Here is a 24,293-nt window from a genome sequence, read left to right as displayed (position 1 = left end):
GGTAGACTACGCCCCATGGCGCCCAGCCCGCATTTCTGGCGGGTTGTCGTCGCGAGAAGCCGCAGGCGTCGTGCTTCTATGTGGGCGTCGCGAACGGGGCCCGCGCAGGCCTGCCCTACTGGTACTTCGAGCAGTCGCAGTCAGCGCGGAAGATTCGGCTTCGCAGTAGATAACCCGCTAGAAATGCGGCTAAACGGGTTAATGGCCTTGAGATCTATTCTGAGGTAAACTTTCGCGAAATGCTGGAAACGGCGATTACGATTCTGTTGGCAGTCCTCGGACTCTACTCGTTGGCCGGAGTGGTGTTTGCGCTGCTCTTCGCTTTTCGCTGGGTGGGACGCATCGATCCGGCGGCTCGAGAAGGCAGTTGGGGATTCCGTCTCTTGATCATTCCGGGGTCGGCAGCCCTGTGGCCTCTGCTGCTCAGCCGCCTGCGCCGGGGGAGCGACCGTCCCCCCGAGCCGGAGGACGCCCATCGGCGGGCCGCCGGAGGAGGCGCGCCATGATACGGGAACAGCGCCGCCGCCATCGGGTCATTTTCCTTCTGCTGGGTCCGCTGCTCTTGATCATGCTGGCGCTGGCTTTGCTGACGCGTCCTCAGGTGCCGCCTTCGGGCGTCCCCTCGGAGCTGGAGGAGGCGGTACCGAAGTCCCCTGCGGCACCCATGGGCGGGGAGGAGCAATAGGCATGGCCGTGGCCTACCAAGCCGTCCAGTGGACGGGCCAGAAAAAGCGCTACGACCTGTGGATGGCGCTGGGAATCGCCCTCTACCTGGCAGCCTTCCTGGGTACCAGCTTGGCCTACTTTCCCAACATCACGCCCGAGACCGCGCTCATCCGGGCGCTGGGGACGGCCGCCTTCCTGATGCTTCACGTCATCCTCTCCATCGGCCCGCTGAGCCGGCTCGACCCGCGTTTCTTGCCGCTGCTCTACAACCGCCGCCATTTGGGCGTGATGACGTTCGTCTTGGCGCTGGGGCACGCATCGTTGTCGATGATCCAGTTCCACGCCTTCGGCGAAATGAACCCGCTGGTTTCGCTCTTCGCTTCCAACACCGCCTACGGATCGCTGCACGACTTTCCCTTTCAGACCCTGGGTTTCGCGGCCCTGGTCGTCCTCTTCCTGATGGCGGCCACCAGCCACGACTTCTGGCTCAACGCCCTGACGCCGCCTGTCTGGAAGGCTCTGCACATGCTGGTCTACCTGGCTTACGGTCTGCTGGTGCTGCACGTGGCGCTGGGCGTGCTGCAGGACGAAACCAGTCCCTGGCTGGGGCTGCTGCTGACGGCGGGCGTGGTCTGGATCGTGGGGCTGCACCTGATGGCGGCCCAGCGTCAGCGTCCGCTGGACCGTGAGATGTCCGCCAACCCCCAGGGCTGGGTGGACGCCGGATCTCCCGACGACATCCAAGAGAAGCGGGCCAAGATCATCACCGTGCAGGGCGAACGGGTGGCCATTTTCCGCTACGACGGCAAGATCTCGGCCGTCTCCAACGTGTGCCGCCACCAGGCCGGACCGCTGGGCGAGGGCAAGATCGTGGACGGCTGCATCACCTGTCCCTGGCACGGCTACCAGTATCGTCCCGCGAGCGGAGACTCGCCGCCTCCCTTCAAGGAAAAGATCCCCACCTTCGACCTTCGCCTGGTCAATGGACGCATCCTCGTCCACCACACCCCCAACCCGCCGGGAACCCCGGTCGAGCCCATCCGCCTGGAGCAAGCCGCTGAGGAGGCCGGCAATGGCTGACAAGGAGTTCTACATCGGATTCCAGGAAAAGGCTCCGCCCGGAATCGCCTCTTTCCTGCGCACTCGGGTGGCGCTTCTGCTGCTGATCGCGGTGCTGCTGGGTGCGGGACTGGCCATGATGCAGTCCCCTTTCGCCGCCTCCTTTTTTGATTTCGGCAACCTGCAGACCTGGAAGGGCCGCTTGGCCGAGGCTCCCGTCCCCTCGATAGTGGTGGCCGGCGAGGACGGCAAAGAAACCAACGTGCCCCTGGTCCATCCCGGCAAGTTCGGAGCCGAAGAAACCGTCAGCGGACGCGACGGCCAGGCCGTGGAGTTGCGGGCCACCCTCATTCAGCGGGGGTTGACCTGGATGCTGGAGGCGGTGCCGGGATCGGTCCGCCCCGCCGCTTTGGATGCCGCCTTGCCCCTTCCCCATCCCCAGCCCTTGGGGGAGTGGGCGCTGGTGGGCGAGATCGTCGACAGCAAGTGTTACCTGGGGGTGATGAATCCCGGCCGGGGCAAAGTCCACAAGTCCTGCGCCATCAACTGCATCCGGGGAGGCATCCCGCCTTTGCTGCGCATCGGAAGCGGCGACCGCCAACTGCTTTTGCTGTTGCTCGATTCTCAGGGCCAGCCGGTCAACCAGGCCATCCTCGACCGCATCGGCGTCCCCGTGCGGGTCAACGGCGAAGTCGAGCGCCATGGAAACTGGCTGGTCATCAAGGCCTCTCCCTCAAACATCCGCCGCCTGCGCCGCTGAAGGCTTGGCAATTTTCAACGAACAACGACCAACTCCCAACTACTCCCAACTCCCAAGTAACGGGCTTGCGAGTCGGGAATTGGCCCTTGGGAGCTCGACCGAAGGTCGGATTGGGCGTTGGGAGTTCGACCAAAGGTCGCCTGGACCTTTATGATGTGGCACTCATGGAGGGAAGATGAGCGGGCCTACGGAAACCCAAAAGGTGGTCTTGGCCGCCGCTGTGACGGCAGGAGCCATGATCGCCCATCAATTGGCCGGCAAGGCGGCCCGGGACGCCCTTTTTCTCAGCCATTATGACGTCACTTCCCTTCCCCTCATGCTGGTGGGCTCGGCGCTCTTCTCCATCGCCGTGGTGCTGGCCGCCACCACCTTCATGACCCGCCTCACGCCGGGCCGCCTTATTCCCGCGGCCTTTGCCGCCAGCGCCGTGCTGCAGATCGGACTGTGGGGCGTTCTTCAGGTCTCTCCGCGGCTGGCCGCCGTGCTCTTCTACCTGCACATCGCCGCCTTCGGATCGGTGCTGGTGTCGGGATTCTGGTCGATGTTCAACGAGCGCCTCGATCCGCGCGCGGCCCGCAAGCACATCGCGCGGGTGGCGGGCGGCGCCACTCTGGGCGGACTCATCGGCGGACTGATGGCGGAACGGGCCGCCGTCTATCTCAGCGTGGCTTCCATGCTGCCCATCCTGGCCGGGCTGCACTTTTTCTGCGCGGCCTCGGTGCAACGGCTGCAACTTCCCGAGGGGCAAGCCGACGGCGCCGCCCAGAGTCCGGCCACCGGCCTCAGGTTGCTGCGGCGCGCTCCCTACCTGCGCAACCTGGCCTTGCTCATCCTGGTGGGAACGGTCACGGCGGCCCTGCTCGACTACGTCTTCAAGTCCTGGGCCGAGCAGAGCTTCCAGCGCGGCGAGCCCCTGCTGCGCTTCTTCGCCCTTTTCTACACCGGCGTCGCACTGCTGACCTTCCTGGTCCAGACCCTGCTCAGCAAGCGCTCGCTGCACGGCCTGGGCATCTCCCGAACCGCGGCCATGCTGCCGGGAATGACTCTGCTGGGCGCGGGAACAGTGCTGGCGGTCCCGGGATTGATGGCCTCGGCCCTGGCACGGGCCGGCGAATCGGTTGTCCGCAGTTCTCTCTTCCGCTCCAGCTACGAGCTCTTCTTCACGCCCATCGCCGAGCGTGACAAGCGGGCCACCAAAGGCTTGATCGACGTCGGATTCGAGCGCCTGGGGGACGCCGTGGGCGGCGGACTGGTCTTCTTGCTCCTCTACCTGGGCAGCCGCGCCGAGCCGGTCATGATGATCATGGCGGTCGCCTTCTCCCTGGCGGCGCTGTTCATTTCTCATCGGCTGGGGCAAGGCTACGTCAGCGCCCTGGAGCGCAGCATGGCCAACCGCGCCATGGAACTCGACCTCTCCGTGGCCCAGGACCGCACCACCCGCACCATCATGATGCAGACCATGACGTCCTTCGATCTGAAGGAGCATCTCGACGATACCCAGACGCTTGCCTCTGAGGAGGACGGCCGGGAAGTCCAAGAGCAGCCAGGCGAGGAGGAGAGTCCGGTCGAGAAGAGCGCAGCGGACGGCGATGAGGCGGACTGCACCGATCCTCTGCTGGCCAAGATCAGCCGCCTTCGGTCCAAGGACGCCCGCCAGATCGGCCAGGTCCTGGAAGAGGAGGACATGCTCGATCCCCACCTGACTTCCCACGTGGTTCCGCTGCTGGCTTGGGATCAAGTGGCTCCCAAGGCCATCCGGGCGCTGCGCAACATTGCACCCAAGGTGCAGGGGCAGCTTCTGGACGCCCTGCTGGACCGGGAGAAGGACTTCGCCATTCGCCGCCGCTTGCCCCGCGTTTTGGCCTTTGCCCCCTCCCGCAGGGTGGCCCAGGGACTGATGAAGGCTCTTGACGACCCCCGCTTCGAGGTCCGCTTTCAGACGGGACGGGCCCTGGCCTTCGTCAAATCGCGCAATGACCACATTACGCTGGAGGAGCAAAGCGTCTTCAAAGCCGTCCTCAAAGAAGTGGACGTGGACAGGCGCATCTGGGAAAGTCAGCGCCTGCTGGACGGGACCGGCGAGCAGGACGAGTGCCTGATCGTGGACGAAGTCTTGCGCGACCGCACCACCCGAAGCATGGAGCACGTCTTCACCCTGCTCTCCCTGACCTTGCCGCGGGAACCGCTCAAACTGGCGTTCCGCGGGCTCCACACCCGCGACAGCAAGCTGCGGGGCACGGCGCTGGAATACCTTGAAAGCGTGCTGCCGCAGGAGGTCCGCCGCAAACTCTGGCCCTTTATCGAGCAGTCGGAAGAGCACCACACAGAGGAATCCCGCACGCGCGAAGAGGTCCTCGACGAGTTGCTGCACTCCAACCATTCCATCCAGATATCGCTGGAGGAGCTCAAGAGCCAGCGGAACGAGGCGGACGAAGAGGAGCCTCCAGCCAGTCAGGAAACGTAGGAAGCGACGCCCTCTACTTGAGGGAGAGCTCTTTCAGGTAGCCGTCGGGCAGCATGCCCAGGGTGGTGCTCTTGACCTTGCCGTCCTTTCCGACGTGGATGGTGGTGGGGATGGCGCTGACCTTGAAGTTCTTGGCAAACTCCTGAGGGTCGGGGAAGACCACCTGATAGGGCAGTTGGAATTCCTCGATGTAGGCTGCCGTGGCCTCCTCGGTGTCGAGGCTGATGCCCACGATGTTGTAGCGGTCAGAGGCCCGCTGATAGACGTCTTTCCAATTGCCCTGGTTGTTCTTGCACACGGGGCAAGTGGTGTTGAAGATGAAGAGCAGGGTGTCCTGCTGGCCTTGGAAATCGACCGTGGTTTCACTTCCGTCGGTGGCCTTGGCCACTACTGCCGGCACTTCTTCGCCCGGCTCAAGTTGAGGCCGAGGCGTGGGAGTGAGGCGGGCCTGCATCTGCCAGTTCTGAAAGCTCAGCCAACCCACCAAAGCGGCCAGAAGCACCAGGAACACGTGCAGGGTGATGAAATACCAGTCTCTCTTCTGCTTGCTCATCTAAAGACTCCTCATCGAATGGGATAGGCCTAAAGTCTTGCGGAATTAGTCTCGTAATTATAGCGCGGCATTGTCGTTTCATCAACTGCAAATCCGTCTGTTTCATCTGTGAGATTGATGGGGCCCGCGGCTTGGGCGCGGAAGATCCGTTCAGGAGAGCCAGTCGAGTATGCCGCGCTTGCGCAGCAGTTTGCGCAGGTCTTTCTTAACCTCTGCAGCCGACGGATAACGCCGCTCGGGTTCCTTTTCCAGCATGCGGCGCAACACCCGGTCGATGCGTTCGGCCTGAGCCACTTGATAGAGTCCGAGATAGGGCGGCGCTTCTTCGAAGATGGCCCGCAAGGTGGCGCCCGGGCTGCGGCGGTGGAAGGGCAGGCATCCCGTCAGGCCCTCGAAATAAACGACTCCCAGCGAGAAGAGGTCGCTTCGGCCGTCCACCTCGTCGCCGTGGGCTTGTTCCGGCGAAATGTAATCGATGGTTCCCAGCAGGGCGCCTTGCTGGGTGAGGTCGGTGCTGTCGGCGCTGGGGCGCCGGTGCTTGGCCAAGCCGAAGTCGGTGATCTTGGCTCGCTCCTCCTGGCCGATCATGATGTTGGACGACTTGATGTCGCGGTGGACGATACCCCGGGCGTGGGCTTCTTCCAACCCTTCGCAAACCTCGATCATCCAGCCGGTCATCCGCTTCCAGTCCACCGGACCCTGCTCTTTCACCCATTCCTTGAGGGAGCGCCCTTCAATCCATTCCATCACCAGCACGATCTGGTCCTCATATTCGAAGAGTTCATAGACCGAGGTGATGCGGGGATGGCTGAGGGCCGCCGCGGCGCGGGCCTCTTGCAGAAAGCGGCGGCGCGAGGACTCCTGCGAGTTGGCCTGGGGCAGGATGAACTTGAGAGCTACCCGGCGATCAAGGGCGGAGTCCTCGGCGCAATAGATCACGCCCATTCCCCCTTCCCCCGCCTTGGAGAGTATCCGGTACTGGTTGACGCGGCTGCCGGGACGCAGCAGCGTGGTCTGCTGATGCGGTTCCTGTTTGCGGCGCGTTTCTCGGGTGGCGCTGGAGGCCTTTTGCTTGAGGTGAGCTTCGAAGAAGGGCGAGAAGAGCCGGTATGACGCATCGTCGTCGGCCAGCAAGTAGCCCTGGCGCTGCAATCCCTGGCACAGATAGCGGTCCTCGGGCTGAGGCTGCCGTCCTTGAAGGAGCGCTGCCAGCACCCGCTGCGCGTCCTCCCCGCACTGCTCCCAGAAGTAATCGAAATGGGGCGCGGCTTCTTCTAGAAAGCGCATCTCGACCTGAGGCCAATCCAGGTGCTGGTCCTCAGCCAGGCTCTCCCAACAGGCCGAACAGGCGATCTGTAGGTAGAGGGGAAAGAGTCCCGCCATGCCGATGATGCGTTGCCCGTGCTCGCGCAAGGGCCTTCCCTGACGCCGAGAGGGACGTTCGATCAGTTCCTGCGCCTCAGAGGTGCGGAAGGGACGAAGATAGAGGTTGGAGAAAATATTGAAGAAGGGCGAGTCGGAGATCTCTTCGGAAAAGCAGAGTCGCTGCAATTCGGTCTTTGAAGTGGTCACATAGGCCACCGGATAGTTGTTGGCCATCGATCGCAGAAAGGCATAGAAGTCGGGTCCGAAGGTCGGGTTGGAGGTAACGGCGTCGAACTCGTCCAGCAGCAGCGCCAGGCGCAGGCCGCTTTCGGAGATTTCCTCCAAGAGGTCGCGAAAACCGGCGTAGCTTTCGCCTTCCTCCCGGCCCAGCCGGGGATGGCTGCGCTGAATGCGGCGGACCACCAACTGGAAGAACTCATCCACCGAGACGCCCTGCAATTGCTGGCAGTCCAGGAAGACCACGATGGGGAGGATGCCGGAAGGGGACAGCGATTCTGCCAGCACCTTGGAGTCGGTGAGATGAAAGAGCAGAGACGATTTGCCGATGCGCCGTTCCCCCACCACCGAGACGCTCTGGGGCGGATCGGCTCCCAGACGGGAGAGGATTCGCGAAATCTCGGCCTTGCGTCCGAAGAAGTCCTCGGACTGGCGGATCATGGCCCGGTTCAGATAGGGGTTCACAGGGCCTATTAGTTTACGCCTTCCAGGCCTGCGGCGCAGCGAGTTGTCCACATAGAGAAGGTCTTGCCGACGCCGTCAGGCGGCTCCGACCTGGGCCGTTCGACGGGATCTTCCGGTTGAAGTAGAATCGGTCCCACCGAGGACCTCATGCGCTTGACGCACTTCAGCGGGACAGACTGGTCCTACAGCGAGTGGATACCCGACCGCTCGCACGGCCTTGTCGAGTTGATGTGGTGCATGAAAGGCGCCACCATGAACCGGCTGAAGCGAAATGACCCGCCACGTGGCCTCGGCCATCGCTCAGGCCTACGACTTCTCGGGCAAAGAGAACGTCATCGACTTGGGCGGCGGACAAGGTTCGCTGATGGCGGCAATCCTGACTGCTCACCGGGCCAGCCGAGGCACAGTCCTCGACTTGGAACACTGTAAGGAGGGCGCCAAACTTGATTCGTGCGTGAACTTGTTGGCCACCTGGTGGCCCCAGGGCACAGCGGGCTGATTCACTTGTGGGCTCGCATCCAGGGAATCAATCCGCCTGCGAGCAGGACCTCGACCTGGCGGGGTGAAAGAGCGTGACGGGTTTGCATGCGGTCGCCTTGGGTAAGGTTCTCGACTTCCACCCGGCGCGATTCTCGCAGTTGGGAGTGGAGGCGGCTGAGGCGCAGTTGGTCACCCTGCCCGATGGAGTCATAGGCCTCCTCCGATGCAAGACTCAAGGGCAGGATGCCGAAGTTGACCAGGTTCTGCCAGTGAATGCGGGCGAACGACTTGGCCAGCACCAGCCGCAATCCCAGGTAGCGCGGAGCCAAAGCGGCGTGCTCGCGGCTTGAGCCTTGACCGTAGTTGTCGCCTCCGACCACAGCATGTCCGGAGTCGTCACGCCTCTGCCGAGCCTTCCGAGCGTAGTCCGGGGCCAAATCACGGTAAACGAACTCGCTGATCTTGGGAATGTTGCTGCGGAAAGGCAGCACCTCGCTTCCCGCGGGCATGATCTCGTCGGTCGAGACATCGTCTGCAACCTTGAGCAGTACCGGCAGGCGGATTTCTTCGGGGACGGGTTGGAGATCGGGAATGGAGGCGATATTGGGTCCCTTGCGCAGCTCCACCGCCGCCGCCTCGGACTCGGGAAGGGGCGCTTCCAGAGCGTCCGTGTGGAGGATGGGGTGGTCGGGTTCGATTATCCGGGGATAGTCCATGTCGAGGGTGCGGGGGTCGGTGATCTTGCCGGTCAGCGCTGATGCGGCAGCGGTTTCCGGGCTGACCAGGTAGACGGCGTCTTCCACCGTCCCCGAGCGGGCCGGGAAGTTGCGGGGGACGGTGCGCAGGCTGATCTGGCCCGTGGCGGGCGCCTGTCCCATGCCGATGCATCCGTTGCAGCCAGCTTGATGGAGGCGTGCGCCGGCCTGGATCAGGCTGAGGATGTGGCTGTCACGTACCAGGTTCTCCAGAATCTGCCGAGAGGTGGGGTTGATGTCGAAGGAGACCTCCTCGGAGGTGCGTCGCCCCTTGACGATTTCGGCGGCCACGGCGAAGTCGCGGTAGCCAGGATTGGCCGAGGAACCAATATAGCATTGGTAAACCGGGCGTCCTGCCACTTGGCTGACGGGAACCACGTTGCCGGGGCTGGAGGGCTTGGCGGTCAGCGGCTCCAGTTGGGACAGGTCGATCTCCTCGTGGCGGTCGTAGGAGGCCTCCGGGTCGGCGACGAGTTCGCGATAGTCGTCCTCTCTTCCCTGCGAGCGCAGGAAGCTCCGAACCTGCCCGTCGGCCGGGAAGACAGTGGTGGTGGCTCCCAACTCGGTGCCCATGTTGGCGATCACGTGACGGTCCATGGCGCTGAGGGCCTCCAGTCCCGGCCCGTAGTATTCGATGATGCAGCCTGCTGCGCCATCGACGTCGTGGCGGCGCAGCATCTCCAGGATCACGTCCTTGGCGCTCACCCAATCGGGCAGTCGCCCCGTCAGGCGGACGCCCCAGATCTGGGGCATGTTGAGGTGGCAGGGGCGACCCGCCATGGCCATGGCCACTTCCAGTCCGCCGGCGCCGATGGCCAGCATGCCCAGCGAACCGGCCGCCGGAGTATGGGAGTCGGAGCCGATCAGGCTCTTGCCGGGCTTGCCGAAGCGCTCCATGTGGACGGGGTGGCTGACCCCCGTGCCCGGACGCCCGTACCAAACCCCGAACCGCTGGCAGGCGCTTCTCAGGAAGAGGTGGTCGTCGGGGTTCTTGAAATCTTCCTGAATGAGGTTGTGGTCGACGTACTGGGCCGACAATTCTGTCTTGACCCGGTCCAGCCCCATGGCCTCCAGCTCGAGCATCACCAGGGTGCCGGTGGCGTCCTGGGTCAGAGTCTGGTCGATCTCGATGGCGATTTCCTCGCCGGGCCGCATCTCCCCCTCGACGAGGTGGGACTCTATGAGCTTTCGCGAAACGTTCAACGCCATGGGGCTGTCTTTCTATCTTATTGATTTCATTTGAGTTATATTCTCCAATAATAGCGTACCACGCCTATCTTTGTTAAGTCTCGACAGGCGACCTGACCGAGTACTGCGAGCTAGCATCCGGGCAAGTGAAACGCATTCCTTCGCGACCGCCTCAGCGAACGCCGTTGGAAGACCAAGAGGCGGATAGAAGGAGAAGGAGGAGCGGCTGCCCCGGGTGGGGCGGGTCATCCGCCAGGGCGAGACAGCGCTTCCTGACTGGCCCATTGATTCGCAGGGCTTCGACACTCCGCTCATGGAAACTTCGGCTCCCTCTTCATGGCTCATGAGCCGGCCTTCGCCGCCTATCGCCGGGAAAAGCCTTTCAAGGATCTGATGGAGCAAGTCTACGGCGGCCTGCCGTCCCCTTAGTGCAGGACATCAGGAGTTTTGAGCCAGAGTCTTGCCAAGTGCGAGGGGCGGGACGCGAGGTTCCAGAGAATCCCGCGAAGGGAAGCCGTTGGCCAGCCCCGGGTGCAGCCCGCTGCAGGCGCAGCGACGCAAGGGCGCAACCCTGGATACCGAGGTTAATCCGAATTCAGTTAGGATGCAGCAACCAGCGCGGCATGAGGAAAGAGGGCGTCGGCGCAGAGCAGGGAGAGCCAACCCAGCAGGGCGCCGGCGGCCACGTCGGCAACATAGTGATAGCGGCCGTAGATCGAGGCCAGCATCATGGCGAGAGCGATGAGCCATCCCGCCGCCAGCCCTTCCCAGCCCCAGAGACGTCCGCACCAGACGGCGAAGATGACGGCCGTTGAAGCGTGTCCGCTGGGCATGGCGCCGCCCTTGTGGGCCAAGCCCCCGTACATCAGGCGGTTGAGGGCCGCCGTCACCGCATAGCCGCGCATGAGCTGGTTCCGCTCCTCCAGCAGTCCCTCTTTGACCAGTCCCCAGCGCGGCCCCCAGACAGGCATGAGGGAGTAGCAGGAATAAGAAACCAGGTACCCCAAAAGCACCGCGAAACTCATCGCCTCGAAGGCCTCGAAGCGTCCGCGCAGGTGGAGGGCCGCGCCAATGACCGGAGTGTAGAGGTAGTAAGAGGCGTAGGAGATCTGCATGATCTCCACGCCCGGACGTCCGCCATAGCGGGCCATCCACAGGCTGGGCTGCCCTAAAAGGCGCCCTTCCCACCTGATCAGGGCGCCGTCCCAACTCCTGTGAGAAGCATGGAAGACGAAGAGGACCCGTCCCGCCCAGGTGTAGGCCCACCAGTAGAAGATCACCGGGCCCCATAGGCGCAGGAAGGGATGCAGGGGGCGTCCGCCGGGTGATGTTCCGTAACCGTACCAGAGCAGCCCGCTCAGACCCGCCGCCAGCAACAGGTCGGCAGCCAACCACCGGCCGCGCTGAGGGGGAGGGTGACGGGCCGCCAGGAGGAAGCAGGCGTGAACCGCCACGTAAGCCAGGGCCAGCAGCGTCGGCAGCGACCAGTCGTAGGTGAAATCCATAGATTGAACTCTAGATGCCCGAAGACTCTGCGCGCCGACATTATAGACAGAAGCTGCCCCGCTCAGACTCCGGAAATACGGAATGTCCTTGTTGGAGGCTTTGCCGCCTACCGCACCATCCGGCTCAAGGCCCGGCTGCTCTGCTCGCCCAAGGATCTGCCTTTTCTGTCGGGCATCGAACTGGGTTTGCCGCGGTCTTCCGGTGTCGTTTCCTGAGCGGAGAGAGGCCAGTGGGTTCGATTTCCGGTTAATGGTACAGTGTGACTTGATGGAAAGTCAGAAACTAGACGAACGCAAAGAACTGATTCGAGTTGAAAGTCATAGGCCCTTCCGCCGCGCGGCCGTGCTGGGCGCCGGCGTGATGGGTTCCCAGATCGCAGCCCATCTGGCCAACGCCGGACTGCAGGTCTTGCTGCTGGACGTAGCCCCCCAGGACGGCCCCAACAATTCAGTCGTGGAGGCCGCCTTCAAGAAGGCCCAGAAGATGAGGCCGGCTCCTTTCGTCACCGACAAGACGGCGCGGCGGATCGAAGTGGGCAATTTCGAGGACGACTTCGAACGAATCGGCCAAGCCGACTGGGTGCTGGAGGCGGTCATCGAGAAGATGGACATCAAGCGCCAGGTCATGCAGCGCGTCGAGCGGCATGCGGCGCCCGATGCCGTCATCACCACCAATACCTCGGGACTGCCCATCCACCAGATCGCCCAGGACCGCTCGGACGATTTCAAGAAGCGCTTCATGGGGACGCATTTCTTCAATCCACCCCGCTACCTGCGGCTTTTCGAACTGATCCCCACGCCCAAAACCGATCCCGGCTTGGTCGAACGCATGAAATGGTTCGCCCGCGTCCACCTGGGCAAAGGCGTGGTGATCGCCAAAGACAGGCCCAATTTCATCGGCAACCGCATCGGCGTTTACGCCATGAACCGCTCGATCCGCGGAACCACTGACGAAGGCTACACCATCGAGGAGATCGACACCCTCACGGGTCCGCTGACGGGACGGCCCAAGAGCGCTACTTTCCGCACCGCCGACGTGGTGGGCCTGGACACCATGGTCTATGTCAGCGAGAACCTCTATGAGGCGGTTCCCGAAGATGAGAGCCGCGAGGCCTTCAAGATTCCCGACAAAGTGCGCAAGCTGGTCGACTCCGGAGCCCTGGGAGCCAAGACCAAGAAGGGTTTTTACCAGAAGGTCGGCGAAGATATCCTCTCCGTCGATTTCCAGACCCTGGAATATACGCCACCCGCCGAGATGGACCTGGGCGATCTGGATGGGCTGAAGAAGATCTCCAACCTCGATGAACGCTTGCGCGCACTTTATCGGGATCAGGGACGGGCGGGGGAATTCTTCCGCGATTCCATCCTCGACGTGATGGCCTACGCGGCCCGCCGGGTGCCGGAGATTTCCGACAACCCGGCCGACGTGGACCGGGCCGTGCGGTGGGGCTTCGCCTGGGAGAAAGGACCCTTCCAGTTTTGGGACGCGCTGGGCTTCGAGCAAGTCCTGCAAGACATGCGGCAACGGGGGCTGCAACTGCCCGCTTGGATCGGCGAGATGGAAAAGGCTGGAGCCGAGTCCTTCTACCAGGGCCGCGGCCGGCGGCGCACCGTTTACCTTCCGGGCCGCGGCTATCAGCCCGACACTCCCCCCGAGGACGAGATCCAGCTCAACTTTATCAAGGCCGAAGAAGAGCGCGAGGTCTGGAAGAACGATGAAGCCGCCCTGCTCGATCTGGGCCAGGGAGTGCTGCTTTACGAATTCCGTTCCAAGGCCAACACCCTGGGCACCCAGGTCATGCAGGGGATCCAGCAGGCCATCGAGATCGTCGAGAACGGCGACTACCACGGCATGGTCATCGGAAACGAGGGCAACAACTTCTCCGTGGGGGCCAATCTGGGCGAAGCGGCGCTGGCCGCCCAGGACGGCCGATTCGACCTCATCGTGCAAGCTGTCAACGGGTTTCAAGCCACTGTCCAGCGCATCCGCTACGCCTCCAAGCCGGTTGTCACGGCCCTGCACCAGCGGGTGCTGGGGGGCGCTTGCGAGATCGCCATGGGTAGCGCCCAGGTGGTGGCGCCCACCGAATCCTACATCGGCCTGGTGGAATTGGGCGTGGGGCTGATCCCGGCCGGCAGCGGATCCACTCACATGGCGGCCCGCGCGGCCGAGTCCGCGGCCAACGAGTTTCCCAACCAGGTACAGCCTTTTCTGCAAAAAGCCTTCGAGGCCATCGGCACGGCCAAGGTGGCCACCAGCGCGCAGGAGGCTGTCGAGTTGGGCTACCTGCTCCCTTCCAGCAGGGTCGTCATGAACGCGGCGCGGCGCATCTACGTGGCCAAGCAGGAAGTGCTGAGGCTTTCCCGCCAAGGCTACGCTCCGCCGCCCGTGCGCACCGCCATCTACGTGCTGGGACGTCAAGGCAAAGCCTTTCTGGAAATCGCCGCCCGCAGCATGCAGCAGGCCGGATACGCCAGCGAGTACGACGTTTACCTGGCCGAGCGCCTGTCTCACATTCTCTGCGGAGGCGAGCTGAGCGGGCCTTCCCACGTGCATGAGGACTACCTGCTCGAACTGGAGCGCGAAATCTTCCTCTCGCTTCTGGGCCAGAAGAAAACCCAGCAGCGTATCGAACACCTGCTCAAGACCGGCAAACCGTTGAGGAACTAGCCCGATATTGAACCGGAGTTGAACAATATGAGAGAAGCATTCTTGGTCAGCAGCGTCCGCACGGCAGTAGGCAAGGCCAAGCGGGGAAAGCTGCGCAACACGCGTCCCGAACTGATGGGAGCCGCCGCCCTGCGGGCAGCGCTGGATCGGGTCACCGGACTGGAGCCCGGCCGCGTCGACGACGTGCTGGTGGGCTGCGCCATGCCTGAAGGAGAGCAGGGCATGAACATGGGACGCATCATCGCCCAAAAGGCCGGGCTGCCCGACGCCGTCCCTGCCGCCACCGTCAACCGCTTCTGTTCTTCGGGACTGCAGACCATCGCCATGGCCCACCAGTCGATCGTGGCCGGCGGCAACGACGTCGTGATTGCCGGGGGCGCGGAATCGATGAGCATGGTGCCCATGACAGGCTACTTCTTTTCGCCCGATCCCGGACTGGCCGAGGCCGACCCCGATGTCTACATCAGCATGGGGATCACGGCCGAGAACGTGGCCCGCAAGTACAAGGTGAGGCGCGAAGACCAGGACGCCTTTTCGCTGGCCTCCCATCAAAAGGCCATCGACGCCATCGAAAAGGGCCGTTTCCAGGAAGAGATCGTTCCCCTGCAGATCGAGGAAGTGGCCTATTGCAACGGCGCCAGCCACAAGCAGGAAATCGAGTTCAAGGTGGACGAGGGCCCGCGTGCCGACAGCAGTCCCGAGGCCCTGGCCCGCCTGCGTCCTGCTTTTCAGCAAGGCGGAACGGTCACGGCCGGCAACGCCTCCCAGATGTCGGACGGAGCGGCGGCCTCGGCGCTGCTTTCAGGCGAGGTGGTGAAAGAACTCGACTTGAAGCCCTTGGCCCGTCTGGTCAGCTTTGCGGTGGCCGGAGTGGCGCCCGAGATCATGGGCATCGGTCCTGTGGAAGCCATCCCCAAGGCCCTCAAGCGGGCTGGACTCAAGCTCTCCGACATCGGCCTGGTGGAACTCAACGAAGCCTTCGCCTCCCAGGCTCTGGCCGTCATCCGCGAGGCCGGACTCGATCCCGACATCGTTAACGTCAACGGCGGCGCCATCGCGCTGGGCCACCCGCTGGGTTGCACCGGCGCCAAGCTGACCGCCACTCTGCTCCACGAGATGAAGCGACGCAAGGTCCGTTACGGCCTCTGTACCATGTGCATAGGCGGTGGAATGGGAGCGGCGGGCATTTTCGAGAACTTGACGATGTGAGCGGCCCAACTCCCAGACGGCCGCACTGGCGCCGTGCTTTCGCAGCCTTGGGAGTTGGCCATTGGTTGGTGGGAAGTTGCGACGGCAGCTACGGCTGGGGAACGATGCGGATGTAGGGCAAGGGCTGCTTCCAGCCATCGGGGTACTTGGCTTTGGCCTGCTCGTCGGAAACGGCCGGGGCGATGATCACATCCTGCCCCTGCTGCCAATTGGCCGGCGTGGCCACCTGCTCCTTGGCCGTCAACTGGCAGGAGTCCAGCAGCCGCAAGATCTCGGCGAAATTGCGTCCCGTGCTCATCGGATAAGTCAGGGTGGCCTTGATCCTCTTGTCGGGCCCGATCACGAAGACCGAGCGGGCGGTGGCGTTGTCCACGGCGGTGCGGCCCTTGGCCCTGTCTCCGCTGTCAGCCGGCAGCATATCGTAGAGCTTGACGATCTCCAGAGTGGGATCTCCCACCAGCGGATAGTTGAGGGCGTGGCCTTGGGAGGCTTCGATGTCCTTAGACCAGGCGACATGGTCGCCGACGCCATCGACGCTGATACCCATCACTTTGCAGTTGCGCTTTTCGAACTCCCCTTTGAGAGCGGCCACGGCACCGAGTTCCGTGGTACAGACGGGGGTAAAATCTTTGGGGTGGGAAAAGAGAATGGCCCAGCCGTCTCCGATCCATTGGTGAAAGTGGACGGTTCCTTCGGTCGTCTCGGCCGTGAAATCCGGCGCTATGTCGTTAATTCTCAAGCTCATCATTTTCCTCCATTGGATATTCGAAGCCGCCATCGGGGCGGTTTGGGGGAGTAGCGGTTCGCCCTCCAGCGGCGGCGGGGGATTCGATGCCTCTCGTCGTGTGGTCGAGTTATCATACCTCTCTCATCCCGGTTGATCAAAACACCAAGGGACGCCAATTATGAAATCTGACGAGTTTCGCCAAGCCGGCTACCAGATCATCGACTGGATCGCCGACTACATGGAAAATGGTTACCCGGGCCCCGTTTCTCCTGAGACCGCGCCGGGAGAACTTCTGGGCTTGCTGCCCCAGCACCCTCCCCGGCAGGGCCAGGAGGCGGAACAGGTGGTAAAAGACTTTAAACGTCTGGTCCTGCCCCATTCCACTCACTGGAACGATCCCCGATTTTTCGGATACTTCCCTTGCAGCCACAGCGGACCCGGAATTCTGGGCGATTTGCTCTCGGCCGGATTGGGCGTCAACGGCATGAGTTGGGCCACTTGCCCGGCCTCCACCGAATTGGAAATCCGCATGATGGAGTGGCTGGGCCAGATGATCGGCCTGGACTGGCCGGGATGCATTCAGGATACGGCCTCCACGGCCACCCTGTGCGCTTTGCTGGCGGCCCGCGAAAAGCTGGCTCCTCTCAACCAAAGCGGAGGCTCGGGACAACCGTCCATGACCGTCTACGCCACTGAGCAGACTCATTCCTCGGCCATCAAGGCGGTGCGCATCGCCGGCATCGGCGACCGGAACCTGCGGGCTCTGCCGGTGGACGAGGAATATGCAATGCAGCCCCAGGCCCTGGAGGAGGCCTTGCGGCGAGACCGCCAAACCGGGCGCATTCCCGTCTGCGTCATCGCCACCGTGGGTACCACCTCCTCTACGGCCGTCGACCCCGTCCCCGCCATCGCCGAGATCTGCCGCCGCCACCAGGTGTGGCTGCATGTGGACGCCGCCCTGGCCGGCTCAGCCGCCATCCTGCCCGAAATGAGATGGCTGATGGAGGGCGTGGAAGAGTCCGATTCCTACGTCTTCAATCCCCACAAGTGGCTCTTCACCAACTTCGACTGCACGGCCTTCTTCTGCAGGGATCCCCACAGCCTGAAACAAGCCCTGGCCATTCAGCCCGAGTACCTCAAGACCGGCTACGACCGGGCCGCCGAGAACTTCCGCGACTGGAGCTTGCAGTTGGGACGCCGCTTCCGCTCCCTCAAGCTGTGGATGGTCATTCGCTGCTACGGGGTGGAGGGATTGCGCGCCCTTCTCCGTCGACACCTGGAAATGACGCAGTGGTTCGCCCGGCAGGTCCGGACCCATCCGCGCACTCAACTGCTGCGTGAGCCGCGTCTGCAGACCGTCTGCTTCCATCTCGAAGACGACGAGTCCACCCAGGGTCTGCTGGAAGCGGTCAACGCCACCGGCCAGGCGCTTCTCACCCACACCCGCTTGGACGGCCGCTACATCATCCGCGTCTCCTTCGGCCAAATCCACCAGCGGCCTCAACATGCCGAGGCCCTTTGGGACCTCATCAGCAAAGCGCTGTGAGCCCTTAGGTCAAAGATTCTGAGCCAGGGCCTTGCCGGGTTCGAGGAGCGAGATCGAAGTTCGAAAGAAGCCGAAGGGGTGCAATCAGGGTAGAGCGAGGGCAGCGAAGTGCCCTTGCTAGTGGTAGCGAGCGACCCATACCGCCGAGAGCAATTGGGCCTTCACCGCGGTCGCTGAAACTTGACCCGTGTGTGAATTTGTTGGCCACCTAGTGGCCTAGTTTCGCGGCTTGCGGCGTGGGGGGCTGGCGCGCAGCGGACGGTCCCTGATCAGGGGGGCGCGGTCGACGGCTCCGCGGCGGATGAGGAACTCCTGCAGCAGGCGGCCCACCCGTTGCAGGCTCTCGGCGCTGACCTTGTCAAGCGTGTCGCCCGTGGTGTGCCAGTGGGGATAGTCGAGATCGATGATGTCGACGGCGGGGATGCCGCGATCAAGAAAGGGAAGATGGTCGTCGATGATGCCCGTGCGGATGAAGCGGACGAACTGGCGGCCGTAGCCCATCTCCAGGGCCAGGTCCCACACTTCCCGGGCAAGCTGGGGGGCGCCGTCCTGAGAAAAGCGTTCCCGCGGAAGGCTCTGGTTCAGATCGCCCACCAGGTCGACCAGGATCATCAGTTCGATCTGGCTCAAATCGGCGTCGGCGGCATATCGTTGAGATCCCAGGATCCACCCGTTGTATCTGGGGTCGCCGTGTCCCGAGAAGGGTTGCAGCCGTCCGTTGTCTTCGGCGTCGAAGAAGACCAGGCGGAGGGGCCGGTAGAGGCGGTGATGCTGTCCCAGGACGCGGGCCAGTTCCAGCAGCACCCCGACGCCGCTGCCCCCGTCATTGGCTCCCGGAACCGGTTGGTTTCGCAGATGGGGGTCGGGGTCTTCGTCGGCCAGCAGGCGCGTATCATAGTGGGCCGCCAGCAGAATGGCGGGGTCTGGGCCCTCCCCCAGTTCAGCCACCAGATTGCGGACGGGAACAGGGGGGTCAGCGTTTTCCAGTTGGAAGGCGTGTTGGGAGGTCCTCCAGCCCAGCCGCTCCAATTCCTGCAAGATGTAGTCGCCGCTCTGCCGCAGCGCCTCGCTGCCGGTGGGACGGGGGCCGAATTCCATCTGGACGGCCACGTACTGCAGGGCCCGTTCCCCCTGGAACACGGCTGAAGCGGACTGGTCTTGGGGCGCGCCATTCATGAGCATCCAAAGCGGCCAGAGGCGGAAAAACACGCCTCAAGTCTATCACTGCTCAGGCGCTCAGCAGCTTGGAGACCTTCTGCAGCAGCGCGTCCGGAGTAAAGGGCTTCTGCATGAAGTTGATTCCCGGCTTGTGCGGATCAAGTTGGTCCAGCACGTCATCGGTGTAGCCGCTCAGATAAAGGACCTTGACGCCCACCCGGTGGCGGGACAGCCGCCTTCCCAACTCGTACCCGTTCATGCCGGGCATGATGACGTCGGTGACCAGAAGGTCGATGGGCTCCTGAAAGTCCTGGGAGACCTTGATGGCGTGATGGCCGTCCTTGGCGGTGAGGACGCGGTAGCCGCCCGCCAGCAGGATCTGTCCCGACAGGTCGCGCACCGCGGTGTCGTCTTCGACCAGCAAGACCGTGGGCGATCGCCCGTTGCGGCTGACGGTGCCGTTCTGAGCCGGATGCAGATCGGTGACCTTGCGGATATGGTCGGTTCCAGGAGGCTCTTGGGCGCGCTCTTTCTGAGGCGAGGGATGCTCTGAAGAACGGACGCGGGGCAAGAGGACCGTAAAGGTCGTGCCCTTGCCCAGGACGCTCTCCAGGTAGATGGCGCCTCCGTTCTGGCGCACGATGGCGTAAACGGTGGAAAGGCCCAGCCCGGTTCCCTTTTCCAATTCCTTGGTGGTGAAGAAGGGCTCGAAAATCCGTTGCTGGGTCGCCTCGTCCATTCCGATTCCGGTGTCTGAGACGGTCAGTTGGGCATACTCTCCCGGCTCGATTCCCAGGGCTTCGGCCCGAGCCCGCTCGAGTGGGGTCCGCGAGCTTTGCAGGGTCAGGCGTCCGCCGCCGGGCATGGCGTCGCGGGCGTTGACCACCAGGTTCATGACGATTTGCTCCAACTGCCCGGCATCGATCTTGATGCAGCCGGCTTGGTCCGAGAAGCGGGTCGACAGCTCGATGTTTTCCCCGATGAGGCGGCGGATCAGGCTGCCGATGTCTTCCAGCGTGACGTTGAGATCGATCAATTGGCTCTGCAGCACCTGGCGGCGGCTGAAGGCCAGAATCTGATTGGTGAGAAGCGAGGCCCGGTCGCCGGCTTTCTTGATCTGCTCGACGAACTCGCGAAAGGGCGTGTCGGCATCGAGCTTGGTCAGCACCATGTCGCTGTAGCCGTTGATGACCGAGATGAGGTTGTTGAAGTCGTGGGCGATGCCTCCGGCCAGTGCCCCGATGCTCTCCATCTTTTGGGCTTGCAGCAATTGCAGCTCGATTTCGCGGCGCTCGCTGTCGTCCAACATGTGGCCCTGGATTTCCACGATGCCGCCCTCGGCGTCGCGGACGGCAAAGGCGCTGGTGAGCACATCCAGAATGTGTCCGTCCTGGTGCACCATGCGCAGGATGCGTTCGCGCACCTCTCCCTCCTCCTTCAAAGGACGTATGAACCGGCTCTTGCCCCGCCGGTCCTCCATCAGGTCGAAGAAGTTGCGGCGTTGGGAGTCCTCGACGGATGAGAAGCCGAAAAGGCGGGCAAAAGCAGGGTTGCAGGCCAGGATCCTTCCCTGCCTATCGATCACGAAGTTCCCCGTCAGGGCGCCGTCGAAGAGGCGGCGGAAGCGCTCTTTTTCGTTGCGGAGGGCCTTCTCCGCTTGATCTCGGGCCGTTACATCGACGGCGTTGATGACCAGATGGGGCTGCTTTTCGTCCACTTCGATGGAGTGGACCGAGGCTTCCAGCCAGCGCCAGGAACCGTCATGGTGGCGGAAACGGGCTTTGAGGGTGTGAAGTGGGGCAAGGGTTTGCCAAACGGGCGCCAGGCGACTGCGCACCTCCTTCACGTCCTCGGGATGGAGGAGGTCGAAGTAGGAGGTCCCCGTCAATCCCTCGGCCGAGAGTCCCAACAGCGGTTTGACGGCGGGGCTTTGGTATTGGATGCGTCCTTCCTGGTCGAGGATGGTGATCGATTCTTGAGCGTTCTCGATCAGGGAGCGAAAATGCTCTTCCCGGCGCATCACCATGCGGTGATGATGGAGAGCCAGTCCAGCCAGACTGAAGATCCACACCGCGGCCAGCATCAACACCAGAGGATGGCGATAGAAAGGCGGAGCCACGTTGAAGCTGAGGGAGGCCATGTCGGCGTCGCTGAGGTTGCCGAAGAGGCTCTTGGACTGCACTTCGAGACTGTGAGAGCCCGCGCTGAGGGCGCTGAACTCCACCTCGCGGAGCAGCGACCACTGCGACCATTGCCCTCCATCCAGGCGATAGCGGGTCTGGATCGAGGCGGCAGGCATCTCGCCCCGATAGGAAAAGGCCATCCAGCGGAAGAAAAACTTCTCCGAACTGAGGACTGGCTCTGCCAGAAAGACGCGCGGCGCCGGACTGGAGGCCTCGGTCAAGCTCAGCGTCACGACTCCGTTGCGGGTTCCCATCAAGAGGCGATCCTGAAGAGGCAGCAGAGGCCAGATATGCGGGTTGAGCAGGCCATGGGACTTGGCAAAGTTCGAAAACTGGCCCTCCTTGAGGCGGCTGAGTCCGCCTTCCGTGGCGATCCAGAGGGCGCCGTCACCGTCCTCGGCCACCTCCCACACGCGATCGTCGACCAAGCCTTGCCCGCTGCCCAGATAGCGAGGGCGCCCCTGTTGATCCAGATAGCCCAACCCCAACGCTTGCCGGTGACCGAACCAGACGCGTCCGCGGGCCGTCACGGTGAGTGTGAACACCGAGGACGAGCGCAAGCCGTCCCGAGCCGTCCAATGCCTCCAGGCGCCGCCGAGGAAGCGGCTGATGCCCCCTCCGGTGGCGAACCAGAAGGCGCCGTCGGGTCCTTCGGCGAAGGCGTAGACCCGGTTGTCGACCAAGCCGGCCTCTTTGTCCCAGCGGGTGAATCGGGAACCGTCCCAGCGAAAGGCGCCCGGGTCGTCATCGCCGATGGTGGAGCCCAGGCCTAGAAACCACAGGGCGCCTCGCTGGTCGGGGACGATCCGATGCACCCGAGGTGCGGCCAGTCCCTGCTGGGGCCCGAAGTGGTCCCAGCCAGCCTGGCTGTAGCGGAAGGCGCCGGAGAAAGCGCTTCCTGAACCGACCCAGATCCCGCCCCGGGAATCTTCCGCCAAGGCCGTAACGCTCCCCAGCCTGCGTCCCAAGGCTTCCTGAAAAGCCTCCGCCCGGCCCGTCGAGCGCTGCACCGCCAAGCCGCGTGAACCTCCGATCCAGGTATTGCCCTGGCCATCGACCAACAGGGCATTGATGTTGCCGTCATACTCGGGCGCCTCATCCATCCAGTTGGTCCAGCGATCAGAGGAGAGGCGGCACAAAGACAATCCCTGGGGCGAACCGATCCAGAGGTTGCCGCTGCGCTGGAAGGTCATGAAGCGCGGATTGACAAGGTCATCCGGGGCGGGGTCGATCCGGCTCCACGCTTGGCCGTCGAAAATCCCCAACCCCCCGTCGTTGTAGGAGACGAAAATCTCGCCCCGGGGCGAGACATCGACCGCCAGCGGGATTCTGTCTTCCGTCTCCAGGCGGCGCGGCGAACGGTCCATCCGCGTCCACGTCCAAATCTGCCCCTGGCTGCAACCCATAGCCAAGGTGCGGTCGCCGCTCAAGTCGTCGGTGACGGCGCAAACAGGACGTGAAATCACCTTGCGCCACTCGTGTCCCTGCAGTTGGAACAGCCCCTCTTGGGCGAGGGCCCAAACCCGACCGCTGTGGCTGCGCACCGCCAAGCGCCTGCCGGGTTCGCCGCCGGGCAAGGCCCCGACCGGCGAGAGGCTGCCTTCTTCGAGCAGAAAAAAGCCTTCCCTCCCGGCGATCAGGATGCGGTTAGACGGCAAGGCGGCGGCTGAGAGGACGTCAAGAGCGGCGTCGCCGTAAAGGATCTCCAGATACTCGGCACCGCTGCGGTCGACGCGGAAAAGCTGACCGTCCTGGACCAGCAGCACCCCGCTGCCGGCGGCGGGAGCGATGCTTCGGGGCAAATTGCCGGACTTGGGTCCGAGGCCCTCGACCGCCTTCCAAACAAAGTCGTCGTAGTAGACCAAGCCTCTGTCAGCCAAGGCCCAGAGCACGCCGTCGTCGCCCTCGACCAGGGAAGCCATCGACTCGGAAGGCAGTCCGCTTTCGACTCCAAAGCGAGTCCACCGCCAGGTTTGAGACAGCTCCCCCTCGCCCCCCTCGAGAGGTCTCTGCGCGACCCCCAAAAATAAGATTCCTAAGAGAGCGACCCAAAGTCCTCCTTTGGGCGCTCCGATACCCTTGCTCTTCACTAAGTCGATCCTACCAAGTGAAAACGAGAAAGGGGAAAATTTCATGGCATTGACAGCCACCTTGGCGATTCGATCTCAGGTCGAGTGTGTTAGGATCAGCCTGAAAAGCCAGGTGTCGCCATGAACGGAGTACCCAAGGCATCAAACCTCTCGGCTGAGAGCCCTCAACAATCGCCAGCCGAAGGACCGGAGCAACCGGCCGAGGAACGTGCCGCCGAAAAGGAAGTCGCCGCTGAAGACGTCGAAGAGCGTCGGCAGGAGGGACCAGGCGGAGGAGCCGACGAGCAAGCAGAGGAGGAGGAAAGCCCGCTTACCTTAAGGGAGGAAGTCGGAGAGCAACTGCATCAGTTGCGCCGGATTGCCGTTTCCACCTATCGGCATTGCACCAAAATGCAGCTTTCCATGATGGCCTCTTCCCTTTCCTACATCACCATCCTCTCCATTCTGCCGCTGATCGCCTTCGGATTCGTGGTCTTCGAGTATGTAGGCGGCTTGGAGAGCCTCTTCGACACGCTGCGACCTTTCTTGACTCAGTACTTGGCCGCCGACACGGTGCCGCGCGTGACCGAGTCGATCCGTGAAATCGAGGTCAGAGCGCTTGGCGTCGGCAGCATCGTGGGCCTCATATTGGCCAGCATGGCGCTGTTTTCCAGCGTGGAATCGGCTCTCAACAAGGTCTGGCGAATCAAGGTGCGACGCCCGATCCTGCGGCGAATCACCGTCTACGTGATGTTCCTGGTGCTGGGACCGGCACTGCTGGCGGCGGCGGGAGTGGCCGCCTCGCGCGGCCTCTTCCTCAAGGGCTTGGTTCCGCTGGGATGGTGGGGAACGGTCCTGAGTTTGATTCTTTACGCCCTGACCGTGGGCATCCTTTATCTGCTCTACAAGATGGTGCCCGACCGCTCCGTGAAAGCTGTTCCCGCCCTGGCCGCCGCGGTCTTTACGGCAACCACTCTTCAAGTAGCCCGATGGTGTTTTTCCGTTTACACCTCCTGGGTGGCTGCGGCCACCGATTATTACAACAAGATCTACGGAGGACTGGCGGCGGTCGCGCTGCTGGTTATCTGGATCTTCATCGCCTGGCTGGTGATTTTGATCGGCGCCAGCCTTTCGGTGGTGGTGCAGCACCGGCAGGAGGCCCGCAGCCAAGCCGTCCTTCACCCCGAGGCCGAAGACTGAGGGCAAATCCGGGCGGCCTCTTCAAGGACCCGC

At 63.2% G+C, this 24,293-nt stretch carries 17 protein-coding genes; 10 read left to right on the top strand and 7 right to left on the bottom strand.

Annotation, left to right across the window (positions count from 1 at the left end; all coding sequences use genetic code 11):
* Window positions 1–239: 239 nt before the first annotated feature.
* From VLU25_00950 to VLU25_00930, 5 genes are all read left to right on the top strand, one after another.
* Window positions 240–506 carry a hypothetical protein gene (locus tag VLU25_00950; protein HSR66483.1) on the top strand — a complete coding sequence of 89 codons (267 nt, stop codon included), beginning with the start codon at window positions 240–242 and terminating at the stop codon, window positions 504–506.
* Window positions 503–685: a hypothetical protein gene (locus VLU25_00945; GenBank protein HSR66482.1), complete on the top strand. Its 183-nt coding sequence runs from the start codon at window positions 503–505 to the stop codon at window positions 683–685. Before VLU25_00950 ends, VLU25_00945 begins: the two co-directional genes overlap by 4 nt.
* A gap of 2 nt (window positions 686–687) precedes the next feature.
* Window positions 688–1,746, top strand: a complete 1,059-nt coding sequence (locus VLU25_00940) for a Rieske 2Fe-2S domain-containing protein (GenBank protein HSR66481.1) — start codon at window positions 688–690, stop codon at window positions 1,744–1,746.
* Window positions 1,739–2,485 carry a hypothetical protein gene (locus tag VLU25_00935; GenBank protein HSR66480.1) on the top strand — a complete coding sequence of 249 codons (747 nt, stop codon included), beginning with the start codon at window positions 1,739–1,741 and terminating at the stop codon, window positions 2,483–2,485. Before VLU25_00940 ends, VLU25_00935 begins: the two co-directional genes overlap by 8 nt.
* 175 nt (window positions 2,486–2,660) lie before the next feature.
* A complete protein-coding gene (locus tag VLU25_00930) occupies window positions 2,661–4,949 on the top strand; it encodes a hypothetical protein (protein HSR66479.1) in 2,289 nt (762 codons plus the stop codon).
* 13 nt (window positions 4,950–4,962) lie between these two features.
* Here VLU25_00930 and VLU25_00925 read toward each other — a convergent pair whose 3' ends face one another.
* Both VLU25_00925 and VLU25_00920 read right to left on the bottom strand, forming a co-directional pair.
* Complete coding sequence (locus VLU25_00925; GenBank protein ID HSR66478.1) at window positions 4,963–5,502, bottom strand: TlpA disulfide reductase family protein; 540 nt, start codon at window positions 5,500–5,502, stop codon at window positions 4,963–4,965.
* A gap of 150 nt (window positions 5,503–5,652) precedes the next feature.
* The gene (locus VLU25_00920) at window positions 5,653–7,569 is read right to left on the bottom strand and encodes a protein kinase (protein ID HSR66477.1); all 1,917 of its coding nucleotides are present in this window, start codon (window positions 7,567–7,569) and stop codon (window positions 5,653–5,655) included.
* 271 nt (window positions 7,570–7,840) lie between these two features.
* On the opposite strand from VLU25_00920, the gene VLU25_00915 reads away from it, so the two are divergent.
* Window positions 7,841–8,068 carry a methyltransferase gene (locus VLU25_00915; GenBank protein ID HSR66476.1) on the top strand — a complete coding sequence of 76 codons (228 nt, stop codon included), beginning with the start codon at window positions 7,841–7,843 and terminating at the stop codon, window positions 8,066–8,068.
* A 1-nt stretch (window position 8,069) separates the two neighbouring features.
* Here the strand turns inward: VLU25_00915 and VLU25_00910 are convergent, their stop codons facing one another.
* Entirely contained in the window at window positions 8,070–10,013 is a 1,944-nt protein-coding gene (locus tag VLU25_00910) for an aconitate hydratase (GenBank protein HSR66475.1), read from the bottom strand.
* A gap of 578 nt (window positions 10,014–10,591) precedes the next feature.
* A complete protein-coding gene (locus VLU25_00905; protein HSR66474.1) occupies window positions 10,592–11,497 on the bottom strand; it encodes a phosphatase PAP2 family protein in 906 nt (301 codons plus the stop codon).
* Window positions 11,498–11,765: 268 nt separating this feature from the next.
* On the opposite strand from VLU25_00905, the gene VLU25_00900 reads away from it, so the two are divergent.
* Window positions 11,766–14,168, top strand: a complete 2,403-nt coding sequence (locus VLU25_00900; protein HSR66473.1) for a 3-hydroxyacyl-CoA dehydrogenase/enoyl-CoA hydratase family protein — start codon at window positions 11,766–11,768, stop codon at window positions 14,166–14,168.
* A 27-nt stretch (window positions 14,169–14,195) separates the two neighbouring features.
* Window positions 14,196–15,377: an acetyl-CoA C-acyltransferase gene (locus VLU25_00895; protein HSR66472.1), complete on the top strand. Its 1,182-nt coding sequence runs from the start codon at window positions 14,196–14,198 to the stop codon at window positions 15,375–15,377.
* Between the two features lie 88 nt (window positions 15,378–15,465).
* Here the strand turns inward: VLU25_00895 and VLU25_00890 are convergent, their stop codons facing one another.
* Entirely contained in the window at window positions 15,466–16,122 is a 657-nt protein-coding gene (locus tag VLU25_00890) for a peroxiredoxin (protein ID HSR66471.1), read from the bottom strand.
* 160 nt (window positions 16,123–16,282) lie between these two features.
* Between VLU25_00890 and VLU25_00885 the strand changes: the two genes are divergently transcribed.
* Window positions 16,283–17,650, top strand: coding sequence for an aminotransferase class V-fold PLP-dependent enzyme (locus VLU25_00885; GenBank protein HSR66470.1), 1,368 nt, complete (start codon window positions 16,283–16,285; stop codon window positions 17,648–17,650).
* A 216-nt stretch (window positions 17,651–17,866) separates the two neighbouring features.
* Here VLU25_00885 and VLU25_00880 read toward each other — a convergent pair whose 3' ends face one another.
* Entirely contained in the window at window positions 17,867–18,826 is a 960-nt protein-coding gene (locus tag VLU25_00880; protein HSR66469.1) for a M28 family peptidase, read from the bottom strand.
* A gap of 52 nt (window positions 18,827–18,878) precedes the next feature.
* The gene (locus VLU25_00875; GenBank protein ID HSR66468.1) at window positions 18,879–22,913 is read right to left on the bottom strand and encodes a PAS domain S-box protein; all 4,035 of its coding nucleotides are present in this window, start codon (window positions 22,911–22,913) and stop codon (window positions 18,879–18,881) included.
* A gap of 288 nt (window positions 22,914–23,201) precedes the next feature.
* Here VLU25_00875 and VLU25_00870 point away from each other — a divergent pair, with 288 nt between their 5' ends.
* Window positions 23,202–24,260: a YihY/virulence factor BrkB family protein gene (locus VLU25_00870; protein HSR66467.1), complete on the top strand. Its 1,059-nt coding sequence runs from the start codon at window positions 23,202–23,204 to the stop codon at window positions 24,258–24,260.
* Window positions 24,261–24,293: the final 33 nt, after the last annotated feature.

It is taken from the genome of Acidobacteriota bacterium (assembly GCA_035471785.1).
Lineage (GTDB): Bacteria > Acidobacteriota > UBA6911 > RPQK01 > DATIPO01 > JANQFM01.
This window is presented reverse-complemented; position numbering and strand designations above follow the sequence as displayed.

What these genes read in the sequence shown, in the direction of transcription:
- VLU25_00950 (HSR66483.1), top strand. Translation starts at nt 240, where the DNA reads ATGCTGGAAACGGCGATTACGATTCTGTTGGCAGTCCTCGGACTCTAC.
- VLU25_00945 (HSR66482.1), top strand. Translation starts at nt 503, where the DNA reads ATGATACGGGAACAGCGCCGCCGCCATCGGGTCATTTTCCTTCTGCTG.
- VLU25_00940 (HSR66481.1), top strand. Translation starts at nt 688, where the DNA reads ATGGCCGTGGCCTACCAAGCCGTCCAGTGGACGGGCCAGAAAAAGCGC.
- VLU25_00935 (HSR66480.1), top strand. Translation starts at nt 1,739, where the DNA reads ATGGCTGACAAGGAGTTCTACATCGGATTCCAGGAAAAGGCTCCGCCC.
- VLU25_00930 (HSR66479.1), top strand. Translation starts at nt 2,661, where the DNA reads ATGAGCGGGCCTACGGAAACCCAAAAGGTGGTCTTGGCCGCCGCTGTG.
- VLU25_00925 (HSR66478.1), bottom strand. Translation starts at nt 5,502, where the DNA reads ATGAGCAAGCAGAAGAGAGACTGGTATTTCATCACCCTGCACGTGTTC.
- VLU25_00915 (HSR66476.1), top strand. Translation starts at nt 7,841, where the DNA reads ATGACCCGCCACGTGGCCTCGGCCATCGCTCAGGCCTACGACTTCTCG.
- VLU25_00910 (HSR66475.1), bottom strand. Translation starts at nt 10,013, where the DNA reads ATGGCGTTGAACGTTTCGCGAAAGCTCATAGAGTCCCACCTCGTCGAG.
- VLU25_00905 (HSR66474.1), bottom strand. Translation starts at nt 11,497, where the DNA reads ATGGATTTCACCTACGACTGGTCGCTGCCGACGCTGCTGGCCCTGGCT.
- VLU25_00900 (HSR66473.1), top strand. Translation starts at nt 11,766, where the DNA reads ATGGAAAGTCAGAAACTAGACGAACGCAAAGAACTGATTCGAGTTGAA.
- VLU25_00895 (HSR66472.1), top strand. Translation starts at nt 14,196, where the DNA reads ATGAGAGAAGCATTCTTGGTCAGCAGCGTCCGCACGGCAGTAGGCAAG.
- VLU25_00890 (HSR66471.1), bottom strand. Translation starts at nt 16,122, where the DNA reads ATGAGCTTGAGAATTAACGACATAGCGCCGGATTTCACGGCCGAGACG.
- VLU25_00885 (HSR66470.1), top strand. Translation starts at nt 16,283, where the DNA reads ATGAAATCTGACGAGTTTCGCCAAGCCGGCTACCAGATCATCGACTGG.
- VLU25_00880 (HSR66469.1), bottom strand. Translation starts at nt 18,826, where the DNA reads ATGAATGGCGCGCCCCAAGACCAGTCCGCTTCAGCCGTGTTCCAGGGG.
- VLU25_00875 (HSR66468.1), bottom strand. Translation starts at nt 22,913, where the DNA reads ATGGCTTCCCTGGTCGAGGGCGACGACGGCGTGCTCTGGGCCTTGGCT.
- VLU25_00870 (HSR66467.1), top strand. Translation starts at nt 23,202, where the DNA reads ATGAACGGAGTACCCAAGGCATCAAACCTCTCGGCTGAGAGCCCTCAA.